General features: G+C 59.2%; 17 protein-coding genes. 4 read left to right on the forward strand and 13 right to left on the reverse strand.

The annotated features are described in order from the left end of the window. The first annotated feature begins 609 nt into the window (after positions 1-609). Positions 610-1,203: a TetR/AcrR family transcriptional regulator gene (locus JNB91_RS03645; protein ID WP_430736236.1), complete on the forward strand. Its 594-nt coding sequence runs from the start codon at positions 610-612 to the stop codon at positions 1,201-1,203. Between the two features lie 212 nt (positions 1,204-1,415). On the opposite strand, the gene JNB91_RS03650 is transcribed toward JNB91_RS03645, so the two are convergent. From JNB91_RS03650 to JNB91_RS03700, 11 genes are all read right to left on the reverse strand, one after another. Then, on the reverse strand, positions 1,416-3,761 hold the full coding sequence (locus tag JNB91_RS03650; RefSeq protein ID WP_220324154.1) for a polysaccharide biosynthesis tyrosine autokinase: 2,346 nt from the start codon (positions 3,759-3,761) through the stop codon (positions 1,416-1,418). 69 nt (positions 3,762-3,830) lie between these two features. Beyond that, the gene (locus tag JNB91_RS03655; RefSeq protein ID WP_220324155.1) at positions 3,831-4,736 is read right to left on the reverse strand and encodes a UTP--glucose-1-phosphate uridylyltransferase; all 906 of its coding nucleotides are present in this window, start codon (positions 4,734-4,736) and stop codon (positions 3,831-3,833) included. A 44-nt stretch (positions 4,737-4,780) separates the two neighbouring features. Further along, the gene (locus JNB91_RS03660) at positions 4,781-5,731 is read right to left on the reverse strand and encodes a glycosyltransferase family 2 protein (RefSeq protein ID WP_220324156.1); all 951 of its coding nucleotides are present in this window, start codon (positions 5,729-5,731) and stop codon (positions 4,781-4,783) included. Positions 5,732-5,733: 2 nt separating this feature from the next. After that, positions 5,734-6,663 carry a glycosyltransferase family 2 protein gene (locus tag JNB91_RS03665; RefSeq protein ID WP_220324157.1) on the reverse strand — a complete coding sequence of 310 codons (930 nt, stop codon included), beginning with the start codon at positions 6,661-6,663 and terminating at the stop codon, positions 5,734-5,736. After that, positions 6,660-7,688 carry a glycosyltransferase family 2 protein gene (locus tag JNB91_RS03670; protein WP_275957780.1) on the reverse strand — a complete coding sequence of 343 codons (1,029 nt, stop codon included), beginning with the start codon at positions 7,686-7,688 and terminating at the stop codon, positions 6,660-6,662. The genes JNB91_RS03665 and JNB91_RS03670 overlap by 4 nt, the downstream gene beginning before the upstream one ends. A gap of 14 nt (positions 7,689-7,702) precedes the next feature. Beyond that, positions 7,703-8,896 carry a glycosyltransferase gene (locus tag JNB91_RS03675; RefSeq protein WP_220324158.1) on the reverse strand — a complete coding sequence of 398 codons (1,194 nt, stop codon included), beginning with the start codon at positions 8,894-8,896 and terminating at the stop codon, positions 7,703-7,705. A gap of 67 nt (positions 8,897-8,963) precedes the next feature. Continuing rightward, positions 8,964-9,755, reverse strand: a complete 792-nt coding sequence (exoK, locus tag JNB91_RS03680) for an endo-1,3-1,4-beta-glycanase ExoK (RefSeq protein WP_220324159.1) — start codon at positions 9,753-9,755, stop codon at positions 8,964-8,966. 4 nt (positions 9,756-9,759) lie between these two features. Next, positions 9,760-10,863, reverse strand: coding sequence for an acyltransferase family protein (locus JNB91_RS03685; protein WP_220324160.1), 1,104 nt, complete (start codon positions 10,861-10,863; stop codon positions 9,760-9,762). 573 nt (positions 10,864-11,436) lie between these two features. Beyond that, positions 11,437-12,465 carry a polysaccharide pyruvyl transferase family protein gene (locus JNB91_RS03690; protein ID WP_220324161.1) on the reverse strand — a complete coding sequence of 343 codons (1,029 nt, stop codon included), beginning with the start codon at positions 12,463-12,465 and terminating at the stop codon, positions 11,437-11,439. A gap of 39 nt (positions 12,466-12,504) precedes the next feature. Then, positions 12,505-14,001, reverse strand: a complete 1,497-nt coding sequence (locus tag JNB91_RS03695) for a lipopolysaccharide biosynthesis protein (protein WP_220324162.1) — start codon at positions 13,999-14,001, stop codon at positions 12,505-12,507. Between the two features lie 92 nt (positions 14,002-14,093). Then, positions 14,094-15,011 carry a glycosyltransferase family 2 protein gene (locus JNB91_RS03700; protein WP_220324163.1) on the reverse strand — a complete coding sequence of 306 codons (918 nt, stop codon included), beginning with the start codon at positions 15,009-15,011 and terminating at the stop codon, positions 14,094-14,096. A gap of 747 nt (positions 15,012-15,758) precedes the next feature. Here JNB91_RS03700 and JNB91_RS03705 point away from each other — a divergent pair. Beyond that, positions 15,759-16,727 carry a glycosyltransferase family 2 protein gene (locus JNB91_RS03705; protein WP_220324164.1) on the forward strand — a complete coding sequence of 323 codons (969 nt, stop codon included), beginning with the start codon at positions 15,759-15,761 and terminating at the stop codon, positions 16,725-16,727. 96 nt (positions 16,728-16,823) lie between these two features. Here the strand turns inward: JNB91_RS03705 and JNB91_RS03710 are convergent, their stop codons facing one another. Beyond that, positions 16,824-17,831: a glycosyltransferase family 2 protein gene (locus JNB91_RS03710; RefSeq protein WP_346269259.1), complete on the reverse strand. Its 1,008-nt coding sequence runs from the start codon at positions 17,829-17,831 to the stop codon at positions 16,824-16,826. Between the two features lie 163 nt (positions 17,832-17,994). Continuing rightward, positions 17,995-18,291 (reverse strand): exopolysaccharide production repressor protein, encoded by a 297-nt coding sequence (locus tag JNB91_RS03715; protein ID WP_223218037.1) that lies wholly within the window; start codon positions 18,289-18,291, stop codon positions 17,995-17,997. A 722-nt stretch (positions 18,292-19,013) separates the two neighbouring features. Between JNB91_RS03715 and JNB91_RS03720 the strand changes: the two genes are divergently transcribed. Beyond that, a complete protein-coding gene (locus tag JNB91_RS03720) occupies positions 19,014-19,694 on the forward strand; it encodes a sugar transferase (RefSeq protein ID WP_220324166.1) in 681 nt (226 codons plus the stop codon). 82 nt (positions 19,695-19,776) lie between these two features. Further along, positions 19,777-21,177, forward strand: coding sequence for a polysaccharide biosynthesis/export family protein (locus JNB91_RS03725; RefSeq protein ID WP_223218038.1), 1,401 nt, complete (start codon positions 19,777-19,779; stop codon positions 21,175-21,177). Positions 21,178-21,181 lie beyond the last annotated feature (4 nt).

Here is a 21,181-nt window from a genome sequence, read left to right on the forward strand (position 1 = left end):
CAGTGGATTGCAATTTTTCCGAGAATCAATACCGATCAGCACCAGCAATAATCCGATCTTTTTTCCAGAAAGCTATTTATGCGTCTGATTGTGATTTTTCTCCTGAGCCTGTTTGTCGTCAGCTGCAGTCCCATGACAAAACGTATAGGAGCAGTGCTCGTCAGAACCGACGCGAATGGCAAAATGGCATCCGTGTCCATGCGGGATTCGACCGGCAATCCGAAAGCCGATGCACGATACATGCAGTTTGCGCGAACGACATTCCCTTCGCGGATGCCGAATGCAAAGCCAAACACTGGGTACATCTACCCGGTTCACGGAGATCCAAAGATAACCTCGGGAGACGTTAGGGTCGGAAGCCGCTCAAGTGTCAGGTAACAACATGCTCCTGCAAACATCTTTGTCCTTTCACAACAGAAGAGAACAGTGATGGTGTTGACCTCATCAGCGTCTGAGATCATCACCCACTCGCGCACCACAGCATTTCACACATGACATCCACCCTGCTTCCGGTTTAAAACGAGAAGGACTTCCAATTCGGAGGCTCCTCCATTCAAACCAGTGACTTGATGCCCAAGCGTCAGTTGCCGATCACGCAGGAGCATGATTTTGGCCTCGGCCACGCCGGAAAATGCAGATCAGAAGACGCCGAAACTGCGGGCGGATGCCCGCCGCAATCGTGACAAGCTGATTGAAATCGCCGCTCAGGCCTTTGCCGACAATGGCGTCGAGACCTCGCTGGAAGATATCGCCCGCAAGGCCGGTGTTGGCATCGGCACGCTCTACCGGCATTTTCCGACACGCGAACATCTGGTCGAAGTCGTCTATCGGCGTGAGCTGCAGAACCTGGCGGATGCCGCCGACGAATTGTCGCGCACCGAAGCCGCCGATATCGCGCTCGAACAATGGATGCGACGTTTCGTCAACTATATGGCGACCAAGCGTGGCATGGCGAGCAGCCTGAAGATCATCGCAAGCTCCAACTCCACCATGTTTGCAGAAGGGTTCGGGCGTATCCGCTCCTCCTTCGACACGCTTTTGACGACCGCGCAGGCGCAGGGCCTGATCCGCAAGGATATCGGCCAATCGGACCTGATGCATGCCATGTCCAGCATCTATTCGATCCCCGATACACCCGAATGGCGCGACAGCGCCAACCGCCTGATCGGGTTGTTGATGGATGGATTGCGCGTGAGGCGCTGAGGTCTGCTTTAGCCACTACGGGCAACCAAACTCACCCTCATTCCTGTGCTCGTCACAGGAATCCAGCCGCCCAAGTCCTTGGGCGGAAAGGGTCTTTTCACGGCGCGGACGCGCCGTGGCTGGATTCCTGTCACAAGGACAGGAATGAGGGGCGTAACGTATAACGGCCCGGAAAACCGGACCGTTTCTGTTTGATGGGTACCGCAGCGCCGCTACTCGGCGGCAACTTCCTTGTAGTCCCGGTAATAGGACAGGTAGTTGGAGCGCAGCCGCTCCGGCGCACCCGGATCGGCATATTTGTGCAGCTCGGAAAGATCCGTCTTGTTGAGGATGACGCCGATCGTCTTGGCGGCGATCTGCGGTTCCGACTGCAGCACGCTCTGCACCGCCTTGGCCGGCGTCGCGCCCCATTCGGTGACGAAGACGAAGGCATCTGCGTAAGGCTCGAACGCCTTGGCGTCGATGACCGGGATCAACGGCGCAAGGTCGACGACGATGACGTCAAATGTGTCCTTGATGCTTTCCAGGAACTGGCTCATGCCGCTGGAAGCCAGAAGCTCGCTCGTATGGGTCACCTGGCGACCGCGCGTCGTCATCGGCAGGATGGTGAGGCGCGAACGGCGGTCGACACGCGCAACGCTGGTCCACGACGTCTTGTTGAGGATGACGTCGACGAGACCGACTTCCGGCTCGCTTGCCAGCATCTTCGAAAGACCCGGATTGCGAAGGTCGGCGTCGATAACGAGTGTGCGCGCGCCGCTCGATGCGATGAGACCGGCAAAATTGGCGGCCACCGTCGACTTGCCTTCGCCCGGCAGGCAGGAAACGACACCGATGACGGCGCATTTTTTGCCCTGCAGCACGATATCGCAGGCAAGCTTGGTGTTACGCAGCGTTTCGGCAAACTGCGAACGCGGCGCCTCGACTGCGACACGCATCATCCGGCGGAAGGAAATCGGATCGCCCACCGGCTGGTTGGCGGCCTCACCCTGCTCCGGCACAGCGGCAGGCTTCGGCGCGTCTTCACGCGCGGCACCGGCAATCCGCGGAAGGTAACCGAGGAAGCGCATGCCGAGCTTCTGCTGAACGTCTTCGCCGGTGCGGAAGAACCGTTCACGGAGTTCCAGAACGGCAGCAGCCGCACAGCCGATCAGAAGGCCGAGAATGACCGACAGTGCCAGCGTCAGCGTCTTGCGCGGGCTGGACGGAGAGACCGGCACGCCGGCATCGGAAATAACGCGCGCCTTGGCGATCGGCAGGGACTGCTGCTGCGAGGCCTGTTCGAAACGCTGCAGGTAGGACTCGTAAAGCGTCCGGAGAGCCGAAGCGCGCTGCTCCAGTTCCTGCAACTGCACCATGTTCACATTCGCATCGGCATTGTTGCCGGCAACGCGCTGGATGTTTTCCCGCATCGATTCAACGCGCGACTGCGAAACGTCCAGATCGTTCTTGAAGCTGCCGGTCAGCTGCTGCAATTCGCGGAACATCTGATTGGTAACGTCCTGCTTTTCGGCCTTCATCGCGATTGCCTGCGGATGATCGGCGCCGAACTGCTGGATGATCGCCTGTTCGCGGTCGTTGATGCCGATATAGCGCTTGCGCAGGTCCTGCATCACGGTGTTGTCGGTGTCGCGGTTCGAAACCACGGCATTGTGCACGGCCGCTTCCGGCCCCTTGTCGATAATCGCCTTGTACTGGTTGTAGCGGGCGGCGGCGGTTGCCGCATCGGCCTGGGCCACGATCAGCTGGCTGTTGAGATCCGAAAGCTGCTGCGCCGACAGAAGTTCGCCGCGCGGGGAAATCAGGCCCTTTTCACGCTTGAACTGTTCGACGGCGAGCGACGCCTGCTGCGAGCGGGTATTCAGGTCGTTCAGCCGCTCCTGCAGCCAGATGCTGGCGCGCTCGGTGGCGTCGAAATTGGCATTGAGCTGTTCCGTCAGATAGGATTGCGCATAGGTCTTGGTGATCTGCGCCGAAAGCAGCTTGTCCGGCGAGCGCACGGAAACGGCAACGACCGAACTGCGCCCGACGCGTTCCACCGTCAGCCACTGTTGAATGATCGCTGCGGCCTTCTCACGGCGGCCTGCGGCGATCTGTTCCTCGGTCAAAGGCGGTGTGGAGGCCGAAAAAATCGAGGTTGCACCGCGGATCATACCCTTGACATGATCGACCGGCGATTTCGGCGGATCAACGATCAGGGCGTTCTCATCGAGCTTCGCCTTGTCGACGACGCTGAGCGCCAGTTCCTTCGATTTCAGGATTTCCACCGCACTGGACATGCGGTTGTCGAGCATCTGCGCCGACTGGACGTCCGATGCGTTTTCTTCCGCATAACGGGAAAGATTGTCGTCCATGAGAATGTTGGTCATGGACGTGTACATCGGCTGGGCAAAGACCAGATAAATCCCGGCCAGAACAACCATAGCAACGACGCAAGCAGCGATCACGCCAAGCCGCCGCATCGCTGCAGACCACAGCTTGTCGAGGTCGATGAACGTGTCGTGGTCTTTCGGTTCCGGGGGAAATATCGTCATCGGTCGAAAGTTAGCCTGATCCATTGTGTCATCCGCTCTGGGGAAATAGTGCAGGAAAGGCGAATGTCTCGCCTTTCCCGTAATCATTATGCGTCAAGCCGCGCGTACCTTGGTCGCGTGCGCATCGAGCAGTTCCTGGATCGTCACGGCCAGGTCGCCGCTCATGTCCGCACGCATCATCGCAAAGGCGACGTTTGCCTCGATGAAGCCGCGCTTGGATCCGCAGTCGAATGTACGTCCCTGGTAAGGATGCGCATGGAACGGCTGAACCTTCAACAGCTTCTGCATGCTGTCGGTCAGCTGGATCTCGTTGCCGGCGCCGCGCTCCTGGCTTTCGAGAAGCTCGAAGATCTGCGGCTGCAGAATATAACGACCATTGAGGTAATAGTTCGACGGCGCATCGGCCGGCTTCGGCTTTTCCACCATGCCGGTGACCTGGAAGCCGTGGCGAACGTCCTGGCCGATGGCAACCACGCCATAGCTCGACGTCTCTTCCGGCGCGCATTCCTCGACCGCAAACACGTTGCCGCCCACTTCCTCATAGAGGTCCATCAGGCCGGACATGCAGCCGCGGGCGCCATAGGAAACCATGTCGGGCAGAAGCAGCGCGAAAGGCTCGTCACCCACCAGTTCACGGGCGCACCAGACCGCGTGGCCGAGACCGAGCGGCACCTGCTGGCGCGTGTAGCTGACAGTACCGGCGAGCGGCAGCATCTTTTCCAGCTGCGTCACCTGCACGGTCTTGCCGGAACGGGTGAGGCTGGCGATCAGTTCGGGATTGCTGTCGAAATAGTCTTCAATGGCAGTCTTGTTGCGGCTGGTGACGAAAATGATGTTTTCGATACCCGCCTGCATGGCTTCATCAACGGCATATTGCACGACCGGACGATCGACGATCGTCAGCATTTCCTTCGGCATGGCCTTTGTCGCGGGCAGGAAGCGGGTTCCATTGCCTGCGACAGGGATTACTGCCTTCCGAACTGGTCTCTTCAAGTTCATTCCTAGTCCTTTCCAGGGGGCCTACATGCCCGATTGATCGGATTTCAGTTGACACCGGCCGCCTTGACGAACCGGCGCATGCGAACAGCGATAGGCATGCGGAAGTGCTTCAGCGCTCCCGGTGCTTTCAACGCGGTTTTGAGGAACCCACCGAGCGACTTGGCCTTGACCTCGTCGACGAGAGTGAGAAACGAGCGGGCTTCGATGATGCTGTGCGTGCGGCGACGCTGCGCCGCCATTTCGACCGGGCCGAGAGAGTAACGCGCCATGAACCGGCGGTCGCCTTCCAGCATGTCATCGAGGTGCTGATGTTTGAGCACGCGGGAGATCGACCCCTGCATGAGATAATAGACATAACCCGGATTGGGATCCGTGGCGCAACGCCCGCCGCTGGCCAGAACCGAGGCGAACAGGATGTAATCCTCGCCAATCCTCAAGCCTTCGTCGAAACCGAGATCATGCGCCAGGAGAAAGGCGCGATCGAAGATCGGTTTCATGTAACCGTAGTTGAAGGTCGTCTTGAAGATCAGGTTGGAATCGATGAATTCCGCAAGCGTGATCTCCGGCTTTTCTCTCAAATGCCGCTTGTCGAACATCGTCTTCGCAGGACCACCTTCGATCGGAACGACATCGACATTATCGACCACCATCTGCGCGTCGAGCGCCGCCGCCCGCTGCAGCATGGACAGCGAACGTTCCGGATAAACGGCATCGTCGGAATCAAGCGTCGCGACGAACCGGCCGGTCGCGGCAGCGATACCGGTATTGCGTGCCCTGCCCGGCCCGCCATTCTGCGGCTGGCAGATCAGCCGCACGCGCGGATCGGTATAGGTCTCGGCAAGCGCTACCGTCCCGTCGGTCGAACAGTCGTCGACGACGATCACCTCGACAGTCACACCGACCTGCGCCAAAGCGCTGTCGATCGCACGCGCAAGCGTCTCTTCCGCGTTATAGGCGGCAATGATGAAGCTGATATCGGGTATCCCGCTATCCATGTTCACGCAGCCTCCGGGGTGCCGTATTGGCGGATTTCACGAACGCCGAGCATGCCCATCACCGCGCCGACATGCAGCGCGCCACGCAACGCATAACGATTGCGCTTCACCGGCATCAGCGTGAAGGCTGCGGCGATGGCGCCACAATAGCTCGCCTTTGTGGCAGCGATGAGAGCCTTGGGGAAACGCTTCACGCCGCCATTTTTCGCAGCAACGATCCGGCCATGCGTCTGGCCCGAACGGAACCGACGCTTGGCAAGCCACATGAAGCTGGCCCGGCTCGCCGGCACCGGCTCCAGCACCAGCGCATCCTCGGCAAATTCGATCCGCCCGCCGCTTTCCGTCAGCTGCGAAAAGAAATGCGTATCCTCGCCCCCGCTCTGGCCAAGCGCCAGCGCGAAACGGCGGCCTGCAATGAGCGGTGAGCGCATGTCGAGCAGCGTATTGCAGGTGTAGCCGGTAATGATCCGGCCATCGACCCAGACCGGCATGGTCGAATGGAAATCGCCACTGCGCATCCAGGCGGCACTGTCGTCGCCATAAAGCGCACGCACCGGGCCGAGCACGGCTTCCGCACCCGTCCGGCGAGCCTTTTCATAAAGGGCTGCCAGCCATTCCGGCGTCGCCGTCTCGTCATCGTCGATGAAGGCGAGAAAATCCGCGTCGGCCGAAGTGAGGCAGGCATTGCGGGCAATCGAGATGTTCGACTTCGGGCAATGGACATAGAGGATCGGGAACGGGGAGTGCGCGCGCAGGCTCTCCACAAGGTCGCTTGCACTCGGAACCGCATCATTGTCGGCCACGATCAGGCGCAGCGAGACGCCTTCGGGAACGTTCAGCTTGAACAACGATTCCAGCGTTTCCCTCAGCGCCGGACGCCGATAGGTGCAGATGCCTATGTCGATTTTTGCCACGGTGAGATCAGCCGTCATGCAACCCTCTTTCGTCGAATGCGAAGCAGTTCCATCCAGAACCCGGCGGACCAGGCGAGGTGCATGATCATCGCGGGGATGGTGGCGAAGAGTGCGATCATGTTGCGCTGACCGACCGCCATATAGGCACCGTAGGCGACGCAGGCGATCATCCAGACGGCAACCGGAACCGCCGCCCACCAGTAGAGCAAGGCGAGAACCGCACCGGCAACCACGGGCGCGACCGCAAGCGGAATAGCCTGGCGGATCTTAGGGATGGAGCGATGTTTCAGGAGGTTCTTCGCCCGGCCCCGGCCATAACCGAGATACTGGCGAAACAGCGCCGATGCACTGGAGCGCGGATAATAGGTCATGAAGGTTTCGCCCGTCATCCAGATGCGGAAGCCCGCGTTACGAAGCCGGAAGTCCAGTTCGGCATCCTCGTTATGGCTGAATGTCTCGTCGTAACCGCCGACCTGACGATAGGCTGCGATCCGCATCAGCGCATGGTGGCCATGATCGACCCACTCACCGCCGCCACCGGCGCGGTGCTTGGAACCGCCATTGCCGAGCTTGGAATTCTGCGCGATCGCCGCGGCCTGTTGAAAAGCGCCGAAGCCGACCGTTTCCATGCCGACCACGACCGAATCCGCCTGGTGAGTAACAGCTTCCTCGATCAGCGCCTGGCAATAATTGTCCGGATAGTCACCATGGGCATCGATACGGATCAGATAGTCGCGACCGTCACCGTAGGTCTTGACCGCGAGGTTCATTGCCGCACTCTGGATGCGCTTGGGATTGTCGAGCAGTACGAGGTCGCGGATTTCACCGATCATGCGGCGCACGATATCCGGCGTGCCATCGCGGCTGCCGCCATCGGCAACGACGATCAGCATGTCCGTCTCGCCCCTCTGCAGCGAGAACTTGCGCAACAGCGCCTCGATCGTCTTTGCCTCGTTGAGGCATGGGATGACCATCAGAACACGCGGATTGGCTGTTATTTCAGAAGGTTGGTTCGACATGTCGGAACCGGAAACGCTACTCATGACCATATTCCACCTCACGACTGCATGGTTGACGCAGCCTGTATTTCAGCAGGCGAGCGAAAATCGGGTTTTAGCGATGCGAGCTTTGCCACCAGCGCCCGGCAGTCGGCCGGGCCGGTAATCCATTGGCCGCGCTCGATCGCGGCGATCCGGGCAAATTGCTCGGCGTAAATTTCGGCTGTCATCTGCGAAAACAGGGCTTCCAGCACTTGCGGCGTCGCGGCATCGATCGTCATGCCGATATCGCGGCGGCTGAGAAAACGACCGGTCTCGGTGGTTTTCAGCGCAATCGGCACCGCGCCGTAAAGCCCGCCTTCATAGAGACGGTTCGGCAGCAGCCATTCTGAGTTCAGCCCTTCTTCGAAGAAGTCGATCGCCCAGTTGAACTGCACCTCGTCATAGATGCGGGCGAGATCCTCCGGGTTCCGGTAGGAACCGTGGAAGGTGACATGTGGGGCTTCCGAAACGATCCGGTCGAAATCGGCAAATTCGCTATAGGCCGGGCGGCCGCGCAGCACGATCTCGACCTTGCCATCCATGCGGCGGGCAAAATCGGTCAGGATCGACAGCGACTTGGCGCAGCGGATCGCACCGAACCAGCCGATCCGCCACGGCTCGCCGGCCTTCGGCGCACGCGGTGTCGGCTGAAGCGGCAGGCTATCCAGATCGAGCGCAAGAACCTTGTTTTCGAGCAGCAGAACCGGCAGCGAAAGCCCGGAGCGCGGTTGGAAGAAGTTTTCGACAAAGGCAGGCGAGCTGGTGATCAAGAGCTTCGCACGGCGGCCGAAATGGCGCTGGAATGCCCGCACCAGACGCCCCTTCCAGCCTTCGTCGAGCAGAAGGCGATGGATATCGAGGCATTCGTAGACGATCGGCAGGCTGCGGTCGAACAGACGCGCCGCCTGCCCTGCCAGCGCCAAAGTCTCAAGATTGCGGGCGATAATCACGTCGGGACGGTCGATACCGGCAAGCCGGCTCTTCAGCCCGGCACTCGCCTTGAAGATCGCCCCGATCCGCTGCGCAAACTTTCCGTCGGATGTCTCGCCCAGCACGATGGTGCGCACGCCCGGCTCGCCCTCGAGCAGATTGCGTCCTCTGGTAAAGCCCGCAACCGTCACGTCCGCGCCCCCGGCCTTCAGGGTAAGCACACGCCGCCTGATGGCCGCATCGGCCAGATCATGGGCGAGATAGAGAACGTTTATGCTCAAACGGGCATGCTCCTGTGCTGAAAAACTCAACGCAATATGACAAGCGAAGAAATGGCTGCGGTCAGGCTCAATCGAGATTGCAGGCGACGGATTCAGGGAACTGGCACGCGTCTCCCTGAGCGGTGAAGGAAACCCGGTCGATCACCATGGATGCCTGCCCCTGATAGGAGAAGCGGCCCATCCAGTCCTTCAGCGTGTCGGTACCCCACAGGCTGAGCATGATCTTCTGGTCATTGGTCGGGATCTTCGAAGGGTCGGTCACCTCATGAACGAGCTTGCCGTTGACGAAGTAGCGAAGGCGGTCCTTCTCCCAGACGAAGGCGTAATCGTTGAAACCCTGATCGGCGCCACCGGCGACGGGAATGAGCTTCTCGTTGCCGCCCTTGCCGTTGATATACTGGTTGACCTGAACCTGGTTGGTGTTCTTGCCGAGCACCTCGAAGTCGATCTCGTCCCAGGGCTTTTTGTCGGTCGGGCCGATATAGGTGAAGAAGGCCGAGTTGAGGCCCGAACCGGTCGCCGCCTTCATCCGCACTTCATAGGTACCGTAAAGGTAGCGCGACTTGGTCTGCACCTCGCCGCAGAGAAATTTGCGGTCCTTCGACTGGCCTTCGGAAAAGTTCAGCGTCAGCGTGCCGCCCGCCGTATCGATCTGCTTGCGCGACCAGGTGCAGTTCTGGTGCGAGCCGTTGGCCCAGCCGTCTGCGACATACCAGAAGGACCGGTCGAAACTGTCGAAATTCTCGACGAAGGACTTGTTGTTCAACGTCCCTTGCGCCGCAGCCGGCATGGCGACGGAGAGGAAAGAGAGGCCCAGAGTGGAGATGGCGGCCGCGAGTTTGATGGCGATGGTCGTCATGGTTTCACCTGCGCTGTTGTGACAGTTTCGGTTCAATCGGGTGCGAGGACCCGACAGGACGGTTCGAAGTCGCTTTCGCGAGTTTTTCCCTGCGCCCGCGGCTGCCGGTCAGGATCTGGTAGACGGGCGACGCAATCCGCATCATGACGGCGTTGCTGATCACCAAGATGACAAGCGAGAGAACAACCGAGCCGAAATAGAAGAGCGGATAGACTTCGGGCGAGCCGACGCGGTTCCACACCATCCACAGCGCCACAAGCACCGGGTAATGGGCGCAGAAGACCCAGAAGCTCAGGCTGCCCGTCGACGCCAAGCGCTTGCCGAGCCGCGTTTCGATCACGAGTGCCGAGATCATCCAGACACCGAAGGCGCCGACGATGGACAGCACGTTGCGCGCCAGATCGACGCCCCAGGGGTAAGCGGGCTGGCTGAGATAGATCGCCAGCGACAGCGCGAAGGCCGCGGCAAGCGTGGCGATCGAACCCGGCCATGCGAAACGATCCAGCGCCTTCAGATCCGCGGCACGCAAGCCCAGATACATGCCGAGCGCGAAGCTGAACAGGATCGAGCGCTTGACCACGATGGCAAAGCTCAGGTCCGGAATGACGGCGAGAACGAAAAGCACGGCAAGCACCGGGATCGCGGCGCGACGCAGCAGGAAGAGCAGGATCGGCGACAGAAGAATGCAGACGAACAGATCGCGCAGGAAATACAGCGGCACATTGGCCGGCATGCCTTCCAGCGCAAACGCGTAGGTCAGCATTTCGCGCACCGATGCCGTGATATCCGGGAAATAACCGACGCCTATGCCGACGCGCTGCAGGCCGAGGATTGCGACGAACAGGCCGAGATTCCAGATCAAGAACGGCAGAAGCACGGTCATCGTCTTGGAACGGACCACCTTGCCATAGTCGAAGGATGCCGCGCCTTTGCGCAGCAGAAGATAACCCGAGATCATGCTGAGGCACGGCACGCCGATGCGAAACAGGCTGTCGCCAAGAAAAACACTCAGCCAGTTGAACCAACCGGTCTGGGCAATCACCACATCGGATGCCGGGTCATGCGGCACGTGTACGAAGACAATGCCGCAGATCAGCAGGATACGCATCAAATTGATACGCGAGGATATGTTCTGATCAACAGTCAAACCAGTCACCCCTTTTGGGCAGCGCCTCCCGTCACCGCCATTTCAATCAGAGCAGACTTCAGCCCGCGTGAGTGAGAAGCATCACGGTAAGTTTCGGGTAAAATGTGGCAGCGCAGCAAATTTGGCAGGTGCGAAATCTAGCAGTGGTAGCGTTTTGGGCGTGAGCTGCTTGCCTTTTGTCAGGCTGAAGCCACTGGCAAATATGGGGTTTACAACCTTAGCTAATATAAAATTGCTGCACCGCAGCATGGCCTGAAAGGAAAAAAACAATCACATTTTCTCTCAGGATCGTGCGTCCGGCGTGAAGACACCGCGCGAACCATGGCGAATTGAGGCCGAAATGTGGCGAAGATGCGGCGCGATCACCGATCTGCCTGATTCGGCCAGAACCCCTGTCAGTACGGTATTTCAGGCCCTTGCGATCTCTCCGACGGGAACAATTGCGCAATGAAAAACGGCCGGGCGCATCTGCTGCCCGGCCGTTTCGATAAAGGCATTTAGAGCTTCGTTTACCCTTGCAGGGAAATCGCGTCGTCAGACGGTCGTCGCGCGGCTCAGGGCCGTACGCTTGTCCAGAACGCCCAGCGCCTCGTCGATATTCGCCACCAGCGCTGCCCGGTCGCCATTGGCGGTCTGCCAGGCATCGATGAAGGTGCTGGTCTTGCCGTAACTGTTGTCGAGCACGCAATGGTCGGCATCGAGAAGCAGGCTCATGATATGCCCGTGCATGCGGTCGGTGATCACCTGGCGCGCCGAACTCAACAGCCGCACGCCACGATCGAAACGCTGCTGTGCCCGTTCGCGATAGGCCAGTTCCGTCATCTTCGCCCGCCCGCCGACATCACCGCGCAACAGGCCCTTGATGATCGCCGCGCGCTTGGTGCGCTTCTGGAAATCGGCTTCCTCGTGTTCCGGCCAGTCGGCAACGATCACCTTCGGACGTGCGATGGCGCGCGACGTATCATGCGCCGCCCCGACTTCCTGGTCGGCTCTTAGGTTGAGCAGCAGGTCATGGGTCGGCGCAAGGCGCTTGACCGGGCCGATCCAGAAGGCCATGTCCGGGCAAAGCCGGACTTCGCACTGGAACCATTTCTTGGCGAACTCAAAGCTCTTCTTGTCGCGCACCAGAAGCTTGTAATTGCCGTGCTTCTCGATCGCACGTGCCGTGCTGTCGACGTTTTCCTGATTCTTGAAATGGATCGTCTGCGGCATCTGGATGACCGGACGGCCCTGGTATTTTCCAAGGATGTGCTCGCGAAATTCGCGGAAACCCGGCCAGATATCGCCGAAATTGCCGCCGCCATGCAGCAGGATCTGGCCGTCACCGATCGCAGCCAGCATCCGCTCGTCGCTATGGGTCGGGATTTCGCTGACGAAGCTCGGCTTCGACTTCACCCGGTCGAAATAGGCCAATTCCCCGAGCCAGATGGCGCTGTCACCGATATTGTAATGGTTCGGGAAGTCCAGAAGCGCGTAACGCCCGGACAGATCGACCAGATCGGCGAGGTTATCGTGGATCACACCCTGAAGCCTCTGGATGGTGGCAGCACTTGTTTCCTGCATGGGATCTCCTTGGACGTACGGTCTCATTTCCAATTGGGTCTACTTTTGCGCCAGCAAGCGGAAGCGTGCCGGCAGCATCGACATGATCATGGCGAGATAGGGCCGGATCATCTTAAAGGCGAAAATCAGCATGAATGCGGCATAGATGGCGCCGCCCAGCGCGATGCACAGCCCGGTGCCGAGCCATGCGGGCGTTACCGCTGCAAGAATGAACGGCTTGGCGAACCAGACGCAGACGGCCATGACCAGCGAACCGATAAACGGCATCGCGATCGCCTTCAGCGTTCCGATGGAATCGATATGGGCAAAGCGCTTCAGCACATATTGCTGGTAGGGCATGGTCAGCCACGCCCGCAGTGCGTAACCGGCGGCAACCGCGATAATGCCGTAAGGAACCAGCAGCCAGGTGAGCAGGATGGTCATGGCAAGCTGCAGCGCCGCCACTGACAAGATGCTCTGCGCCTTGTTGACGGCGGCAAGCGCCGAGGAGGCAAAGACGTTCATCACGAAAGGCATGGCCATCATCACGAGCACGGTCGCGACGTCACCGGCATTGCCCCATTTGTCGCCGAAAAGGAAGAGAATGAGCTGATCCGAAAGCGCACCGAAACCGAGCAGCAGCGGGAAGGTGCCGAGCGCCGCGAGACCGACGATCCGGTTATAGGCGTTGCGGAAGGCAGTGGGATCGTTCTGCAGCTTCGACAGCGTCACCAGCGCCACGCTGCCGATCGGCGACAGCACGGCCTGCGAGATCAGCTCGATCAGCCGCCAGGCGATCCGGTAGCGACCAACCTCGGTCGGCCCGAACCAGCGCGAGATGAAAATGTCCTGCACGCGGGCCAGCATCATCCAGAGGATCTGGCTGACCACCAGGCTGACGCTGAACAGGAAGATCGAGCGGAAGATGGTGAAGTTGAAGCGCAGCTTCGGGATCCAGCGATAGGAAAGCCAGCCGAGAACCACGAGCACGATACCGTTGACCGCCGTCTGCGCCACCAGCGACCAGACACCCCAGCCGAGAAACGCCGCCGCGACCGCCGTGACGCCGGAAAGCAGGCTGGCAGCAATGCTCTGGGCGGCAAGGCTCTTATGGCCGAAATCACGCGCCAGTCGGGCATTATGGATGACCGCAAGCGACGACAGAGGCAGGAAAAGCGCCAACCATTTGAGAATTTCCGCAACATTCGGATCACGAACGAATTCGCCATAAGCGGGTGCCGCAAAAAAGATTATCAGGCCGACCGAGATGCTGAAGGCGACCGAGGCCCAGAAGGCGGTATCGGCCAGTTCCTCATCCAGTTCCAGTTGGCGTGTCACGGCATCGCCAAGCCCGGCATAGGCAAGCACCCGGCCGATTTCGACAAACAGGCTGGCAAGCGCGAACGTGCCGAAATCCGCAGGCCCCAGGATTCGGGCCAAGATGACGAAGATGACGAAGGTCGCGACCGTGCTCCACCCGACGCGCACGATCGACCACAGGATCGACGTCGCGGTTTTCTTTTTCAGGTCGCCACTGTCGACGGCTTGAGCATCCATGAACATTCCAATCGATTAGAAGGCGGCAAACACCGCCCCATATGCGTCTTGGCCCGCATGGCGTGGACCGTTTCCGAAAATGTCCGGATGTTTTACGAGGTCTGGCCCGCCCGGCCGCTGCGCCAATAGGCCCAGAGCCCGGCAAAATTCTGCTTCACCGTGTTCCGATAGGTCAGCCCGAGTGCTGCATCGAGGTTCCTGCCGCCGAAATATTCCTTAAGCGCCTGGCGCACATCCCAGCGGAACATGCCGCGCATGTTGGAATCGCGCACGAACATGTATTTGGCGTAGAGCGCGCCATTGCCATAGGAATATCCGTCGAACAGCCGCTGCACCTGGTCCATGCTGCGCCGGCCGTGGAAATGCTTGACCACCAGGGTCGGAACATATTCCACGCTGAAACCCGCACGGAACGCCCGGTGGATGTAATCCGTATCCTCGCCCGAACGGAACGTTGCGCCGGCGCCGAAGCGCACGTCGAACAAACCGACCTTGTCGGCTAGCACCTTCGGGAAGGCCATGTTGCATCCGTGAATGAAGCCACCCGGATGATTGTAGATGTTGAGAACTGCGTGTTCCGTATCCGTCTTGATCGTGATCGGCAGATCGCGTTCGTCACCGAGATCGATGCGGCCGCCGCGCATGACCGGGGCGGTGTCATCGGCAAACAGAGCGGCAATGGTGGTGAAATAGTCCGGCGAAACCTCGCAGTCGTCGTCGGTAAAGGCCAGGATGCGGCCCTGGGCGTTCTCTATCCCGGTATTGCGGGCATGCGACAGGCCGGGACGACTTTCGAAAATCAGCGTCGTTTTGATCGGAGCCGTCTCGCTCCACTTGGCGACGACCTCAGAGGTGGCATCGGTCGAACCATTGTCGACGAAGATGAACTCGAGCTTGAGATCTCGGGCTTGCAGCGCGGCATGCGAGATGGCCTGCAGGCAGCTATCGAGCCCTAAGGCGCGATTACGCGAAGAAATGATGAGGCTAATATCGACAACCTCGAACGTCATCCTGTTCCCTTCAACCGTTAAGCGAAAGAAGCGGCCAGCAGCCACTTCGTCGCCAAGAAACATTTTGCACTGCAACAAACCACGAAAACTATCAGGAGTGCAATTGGGGTATTTTCATGATTGCTGCTCACAGATAGGGCAGCTTTTGTACTGGAACATCGCCAGCGTCAGATATTTTGCATACCCGGCTTTCTTGTCGGAAAAATGATAGTCGGTCGCCTTAATCGACTGTTTTCAGGCAAAAACCTACGCTTTTGCACAGTTGAAGCATCCTTAGCCTCACGGGAAAACGGCGCGAAACTCACCCTTTTGCCGTATTCACCCTTTTAAAATTGGTGCACCGCCCAAGATTAGGGTCGCATCTCTGCGCTTGCGCAATCGCGACACCAACGAGCGTTTGCGACATCGATCGCATCGACGGAAGCGCGAATCGTCAGACCGAAAAGGGCGTCGGACTGCAAGAATTGGGTCCGCGTCCTCACAATTTGGAAAGGTCCGCTGATCGTAAAACTGTGTCTGTTCAGGCCTGCTCAACCACTCGCAAGCCACCCGCTGTAGCCGCCCCGGCTATCAGCTTCGACAGATAGACCTGCGTCCCAAAGGGCGCAGATGCCTTCACCGCCATCCCTGTGTGCCGTAACGGGCAAAAGCCCGGCCGCGGACCTGCGATACGCGCCCTCTCCTCTCTCCAAGAAAGATGGACAGCCACACCAGCTCACGTTCCAGAACTGCTAAGGAATTCAAAACATGGCTAGTTTTACCGTTGTCATTCCGTTCTACCAACGGAAAAAAGGAATTTTGTCCCGCGCGCTGAAATCGATATTCGCGCAAAGTTTCCAGGACTTCGACATCGTCATCGTCGACGACCAGTCCCCCCTCCCCGCAGACACCGAGTTGCGCGACGCCCCCGCTGAATGGAAGGCGAAAATCCGCGTCATCCGCCAGGAAAACGGCGGGCCGGGTGCTGCCCGCAATACCGGCCTGGATAACGTTCCAGAAGAAACCCGCTTCGTCGCCCTGCTCGATTCCGACGACATATGGCGCACCGACCACCTGAAGAACGCCCATGAGTTCATGACCCGTTTCGAGGCCGAATGCTATTTCGCCTCGATGCAGGAAAGCGAGGAATTCTATTACCATTTCGGCATGGCCAAGCTTGCCGAGACCGAGGACTGCAAGACGCTGGTCGAAGATCCGCTCGTGCTGGAAATCCCCAATCTGGCCAGCGTCATGCTGAAGGACTGGGCCTTCCTGCACTTAAGCTGCATGGTGATCGCCCGACCTCTGTTCCAGACGATAAGGTTCGATCCCGCGCTGCGGCTTGCCGCCGAGGACGTGCTGTTCTTTGCCGACTGCATCCTCAATGCCGAGCGGACCGTCCTGTGCGACACGCCTGGCGCTGCCCGCGGCATGGGCGTCAATATCTTCCACGGCATCGACAACCAGTCGCCGGAATTCCTGCAGCAGCAGTTCAACACGCTCGTGGCGCTCGATACGCTCGAAACCCGCTTCGAGGACAGACCGGAGGATGTCGCCTCGATCACCTCCTACAAGAACATGGCGAGACGGCAGGCGCTCTGGAGCCAGGCGGGACGGCTGAAACGCCGCCAGTCGCCGGATTTCGGCATGCTGGCCCGCTGGGTGATGCGCGACCCGGCCATTCTCGGCGCAGCCGTGAAGCTCGGTGCAGGCAAGCTCGATCGCGGGCGCGGATAACCCGGCCGGCGACCACGATCTCTGTTGGGAGACGAAAGCGATAAGGCGGATGAGAAGTCATCCGCCTTCTTGTCCCTATTGGCTATCCTTGTGGTCTCACCCCTGCCCTGTCATCGGCACGCCGGCCAACAGATAGCGCGGGGTCGTCGGCAATGAGGCCGCAGACGTCTTGTTGCGCCGAAGCGCATCGTATTTATCGAAGAAGATGCCGGTCACGACAGCCACAAGCGCATCCGGGCGCGACAGCATATGCCGGATCGCCCCCCCCTTGCCCGATTGCCGCTTCACATCGAGAAACTCGCGCAATTCATACCGCGCCTTGATGTGATCGCGGTGATGGGTGATCACCGAACGCGCATCCGAAGACAGGTGCATGGTGGAGAGAACGGCGTTGTCGGCCTCGTAAAGCCGTCTCAGATCCTCCGTGCGATGGCTGCTGCTGAGTGAATCGCCACGCACCACCGCGCCATAGCCGCAATGCTCGATCACCTTGTACCGAGCCCCAAGCGCCAGCGCCCGCACATAGAAATCGTAATCCTCGCCAAGCCGCAAACCTTCTTCATAGGTGAGGCCGTTTGCGATGATGAAGGAGCGGCGCATGACCGGCTTCAGGAAGCCAGTCTCGCCCCGCGGCTTGCCGCGCTGGGAAATATTGCCTTCGACAAACTGTACGAGCGACAGTTCACGCGCCCGCGACTGAAACCGCGCCGGTACCGCAAGAGCCGCCGGATCGGCGACGAAGGCGATATTGTCGGCGATGAAATCCCATCCGCTTTCGGCAAGCATCGGCGCGAACCGGCCCGGAAAGAAGAAATCATCCGCATCGAGGATTGCGATCAGCGGCGCGCTCGACTGCGCAATCGCCGCGTTTCTGGCAGCGGAAGGCCCCTGGTTCTTTTCAAAGGAAATGATCTTCAGGCGGCCGCTTCCGTCATCTGCCGCAAGTGCCGCCTGATCGGTTCCGTCGCTGGAACCATCGTCAACGACAACGACCTCCGAGACGACAGCCTCGCGAAGCGCGGACGCCACCGCCAGACCGATCGTATCGGCGGCATTCTTGGCTGCGATGATTACACAGATCGTTTCGTCAACAGCTTGCGCCACAAGCTTCTCCATCGTCCGTTGAAACACAGAGCTGGAGCGGCCTAACGTCTCAGGGACAGGCGAAGGCGCTCCAAGGCTAAGACTTATGAACTTAGGAAAATGGCAGCGATGTGAAAGAGCTAATTTTAGCGGCGGAAAAGTGCCAGCTGCAACCTACGGAAACTCAATGATCCTGGATATGCACTCTGGCCGGCGCTTCTGCGGTCAGGCTGTCGCGACCACTCGCATCCGTTCTCGATTTTCCGGAAACGCCGTCCTTGGACCGTTCGCTTTCCATCTGGGCCTTCTCGCGACGCACGAGGTAAACGATCCCGATAAAATAACCAAACTGAAGTATTACTGCGCACAGAACGGTCTGGCCGAGCGCCGTCCAAAAGGAACCGGACATGACATACGCGGCAACTGCAAACACGCCGAGCGTTGCCAACATGCTCACCAGGACACGCGGTGCGTACATCATCATTCCTCCCGAGGGACTTTTCTTATGAATTTTTAAATTTCATCGGTCCTCTCACATGCCTTTTACATTACGGTGCAGCGAGAGAATTTTCAAGATTTTCGCCGGCTCACAAATTTTGGCCAGTGAATCTTTGGTAAGATTCCACATCAGGCCGAATAAGCGCCTTTCAAACGGTTCAACACCCCGTTACCACATATCAACACCACACTTTTGACACAATTACGCCAGATTTGCCGCCCTTTGGAACAAATGGACGCCGCCGCCTGCCGAAAGCCCGCGCTATCCGTTCACATATTGTTACAAAGGTCACCAGGCGCTATCATGCGCCCTATTGCGCCGCACCATTGTATTGCAGTGCAGCAGGCCTAGGCCTTTGGTCCTAAGGGCAAGCTACTTTGGGCCCGAACCTTAAGAAGCGGCGAATGATCAGACCGCTGAAAAACACTCTTAATACATTCGGCTCAAGTTTCAATTACGATTAATAGTCGAGATCGATTCAATTTTACAGACGCACGGTAGTATTTGTGTAAGCCTTTATATTTACGCTCTCTACCTGCGGCTGTGACCTTTCCCCGATTTTCGACCGTCACCCGGCCATTTCCGTCACATGGCAGAAATTTTTGTCTGGCATCAAATTACGAACACAGACTTATTATCACATACCAGCTCAATGAAGCGCCTTAAGGCACCGACTATCGCAAAACCTAAATGGAGCCCCCTCTATGAAGTCAGCGACACGTTCGGCAGATACGCCGCTATCAGACCTGGACCATGCCGCCATGACACTCCCGATCGGCGGCCTGGTCAAAAGAACGTTTGACGTAACCGCAGCAGGCATGGCCCTGATCGTTTTCAGCCCGCTGTTTTTGATGATCATGGCTTTGGTAAAGCTGACCGACAAAGGCCCTGCCTTTTACGGACACAGCCGCATCGGCCACAAAGGCCGTGTGTTCAAATGCCTGAAGTTCCGCACCATGGCGGTCAACGGCGATGAACTTCTTCGCAAGCATCTTCGGGAAAACCCCGAGGCTGCGGAAGAATGGCGCAAGACCCGCAAGCTGAAGGATGACCCGCGCGTCACAGCCGTTGGCCGTGTCTTGCGCAAGCTCAGCCTCGACGAACTGCCGCAGCTCCTCAACATCGTTCGCGGTGAGATGAGTGTCGTCGGTCCTCGTCCGGTCGTGGACGACGAGCTGAAGGTCTATGACAGCTCTGCCGTCTACTATCTGCAGACCCGCCCTGGCCTGACCGGCCTGTGGCAGATCAGCGGACGCAACGACGTCTCCTATGAGACCCGCATCGCATTCGACACGCAGTATGTGCAGAACTGGTCGCTGTTTAAGGATGTCTCGATCATCCTGAAGACCATTCCTGCCGTCTGCATGGCTCGCGGCAGCTACTGATAAGCCGATCCCCGCACCGCCCCCTCCCGTCGGTGCGGACATCACGATGACATATGAAATACACGAAAACCAAGGAGATCTGATGGGTATCCGAATGGTCTTTGCGCGACGCTTCCCGACGCTGGCAATGGCGGCGGGAACAGTTGTTTTGTCGCTGACCACATCCGCAGGCGCGCAGACTTCTGCCCAGCCTCAATCCCAGACACCCCAGTCCCAGACAACGAAGCCCCAAGCTCAATCTCAGGCACCGTCTGCGGCCCAGTCCGCGCCAAAGACCAGCAAGCCCGCGCAAGCGACGGCAGCGGTCAGCGCGAAGAGCCAGGAAGGCGCCTATCGCCTCGGCGTGATGGACAAGCTGCGCATTCGCGTTGCGGAATGGCAGCCGGCAGATGGCAGCGTCCGCAACTGGGATGCCGTGAGCGGTGATTATGCGGTCGGCCCCTCCGGCGCGCTTTCGCTTCCCTTCATCGGCGATCTCGACGCCGCCGGCAAGACGACGGCAGAGGTGGGCAAAGCGATCGGCGAGAGGTTGCAGAGCGAATTCGCCCTGCGCAATCTTCCCTCCGCTTCGGTTGAAATCGCCGAGTTCCGGCCGCTCTTCTTGGCCGGCGATGTCGATAAGCCGGGCGAATATCCCTATTCCCCTAATCTGACCGTCTTGAAAGCCGTCAGCCTCGCCGGTGGCCTCAAGCGCTCCGACGCCGGCCAGCGTTTTGCCCGAGATTTCATCCGGGCACGCGGTGATGCGCAGGTCAGCGATTCCGAACGCGGCCGTTTGATTGCCCGCAAGGCACGCCTTTTGGCGGAAATCGACAACGCCAAGGAATTGGTGATGCCGGCGGAACTGAAGGATGTACCCAACGCCAAGGAACTGATGGCAAGCGAAGCCTCGCTGATGAAGTCCCGGCGCGAGCGTTACGAACTGCAGTTGAAGGCGCTTGCAGACCTGAAAACCCTGCTCGATACCGAAGTGCAGTCCTTGGGCCAGAAATCGGTGACGCAGCAGCGCCAGCTCGCGCTCTATAACGACGACCGCGACCGCATGGCCAAGCTCAGCGAACAGGGCCTTGCCACATCCAGCCGCCGCCTTTCGGCGGAAGAGCGTGCAGCCGATCTCGAATCCAACATGCTGGATACCGATACCGCAGCACTTCGCGCCAAGCAGGATATCAACAAGGCCAATCAGGACGAGATCAACCTGCGCAACGACTGGGATGCCCAGCGCGCTCAAGAACTGCAGGATACCGAAGCCCAGCTCGAAAAGCTCGGCCTCGAACTGTCGACCAGCCGCGAGCTGATGCAGGAAGCCCTGGCGCAATCGGCCGAAGCCCTGAAATTCGATCCGTCCAACAAGGACGCGACGATCAAATACGTCATCGTCCGCGATAGCGGCGATGGCCCGAAGCAGATCACCGTCGACGAGAACGCCATGCTGCGCCCCGGTGACGTGATCAAGGTATCATCAGACCTTCTGATGCAGTGATAGG

Source organism: Aliirhizobium wenxiniae (assembly GCF_019511445.1).
GTDB lineage: Bacteria > Pseudomonadota > Alphaproteobacteria > Rhizobiales > Rhizobiaceae > Neorhizobium > Neorhizobium wenxiniae_A.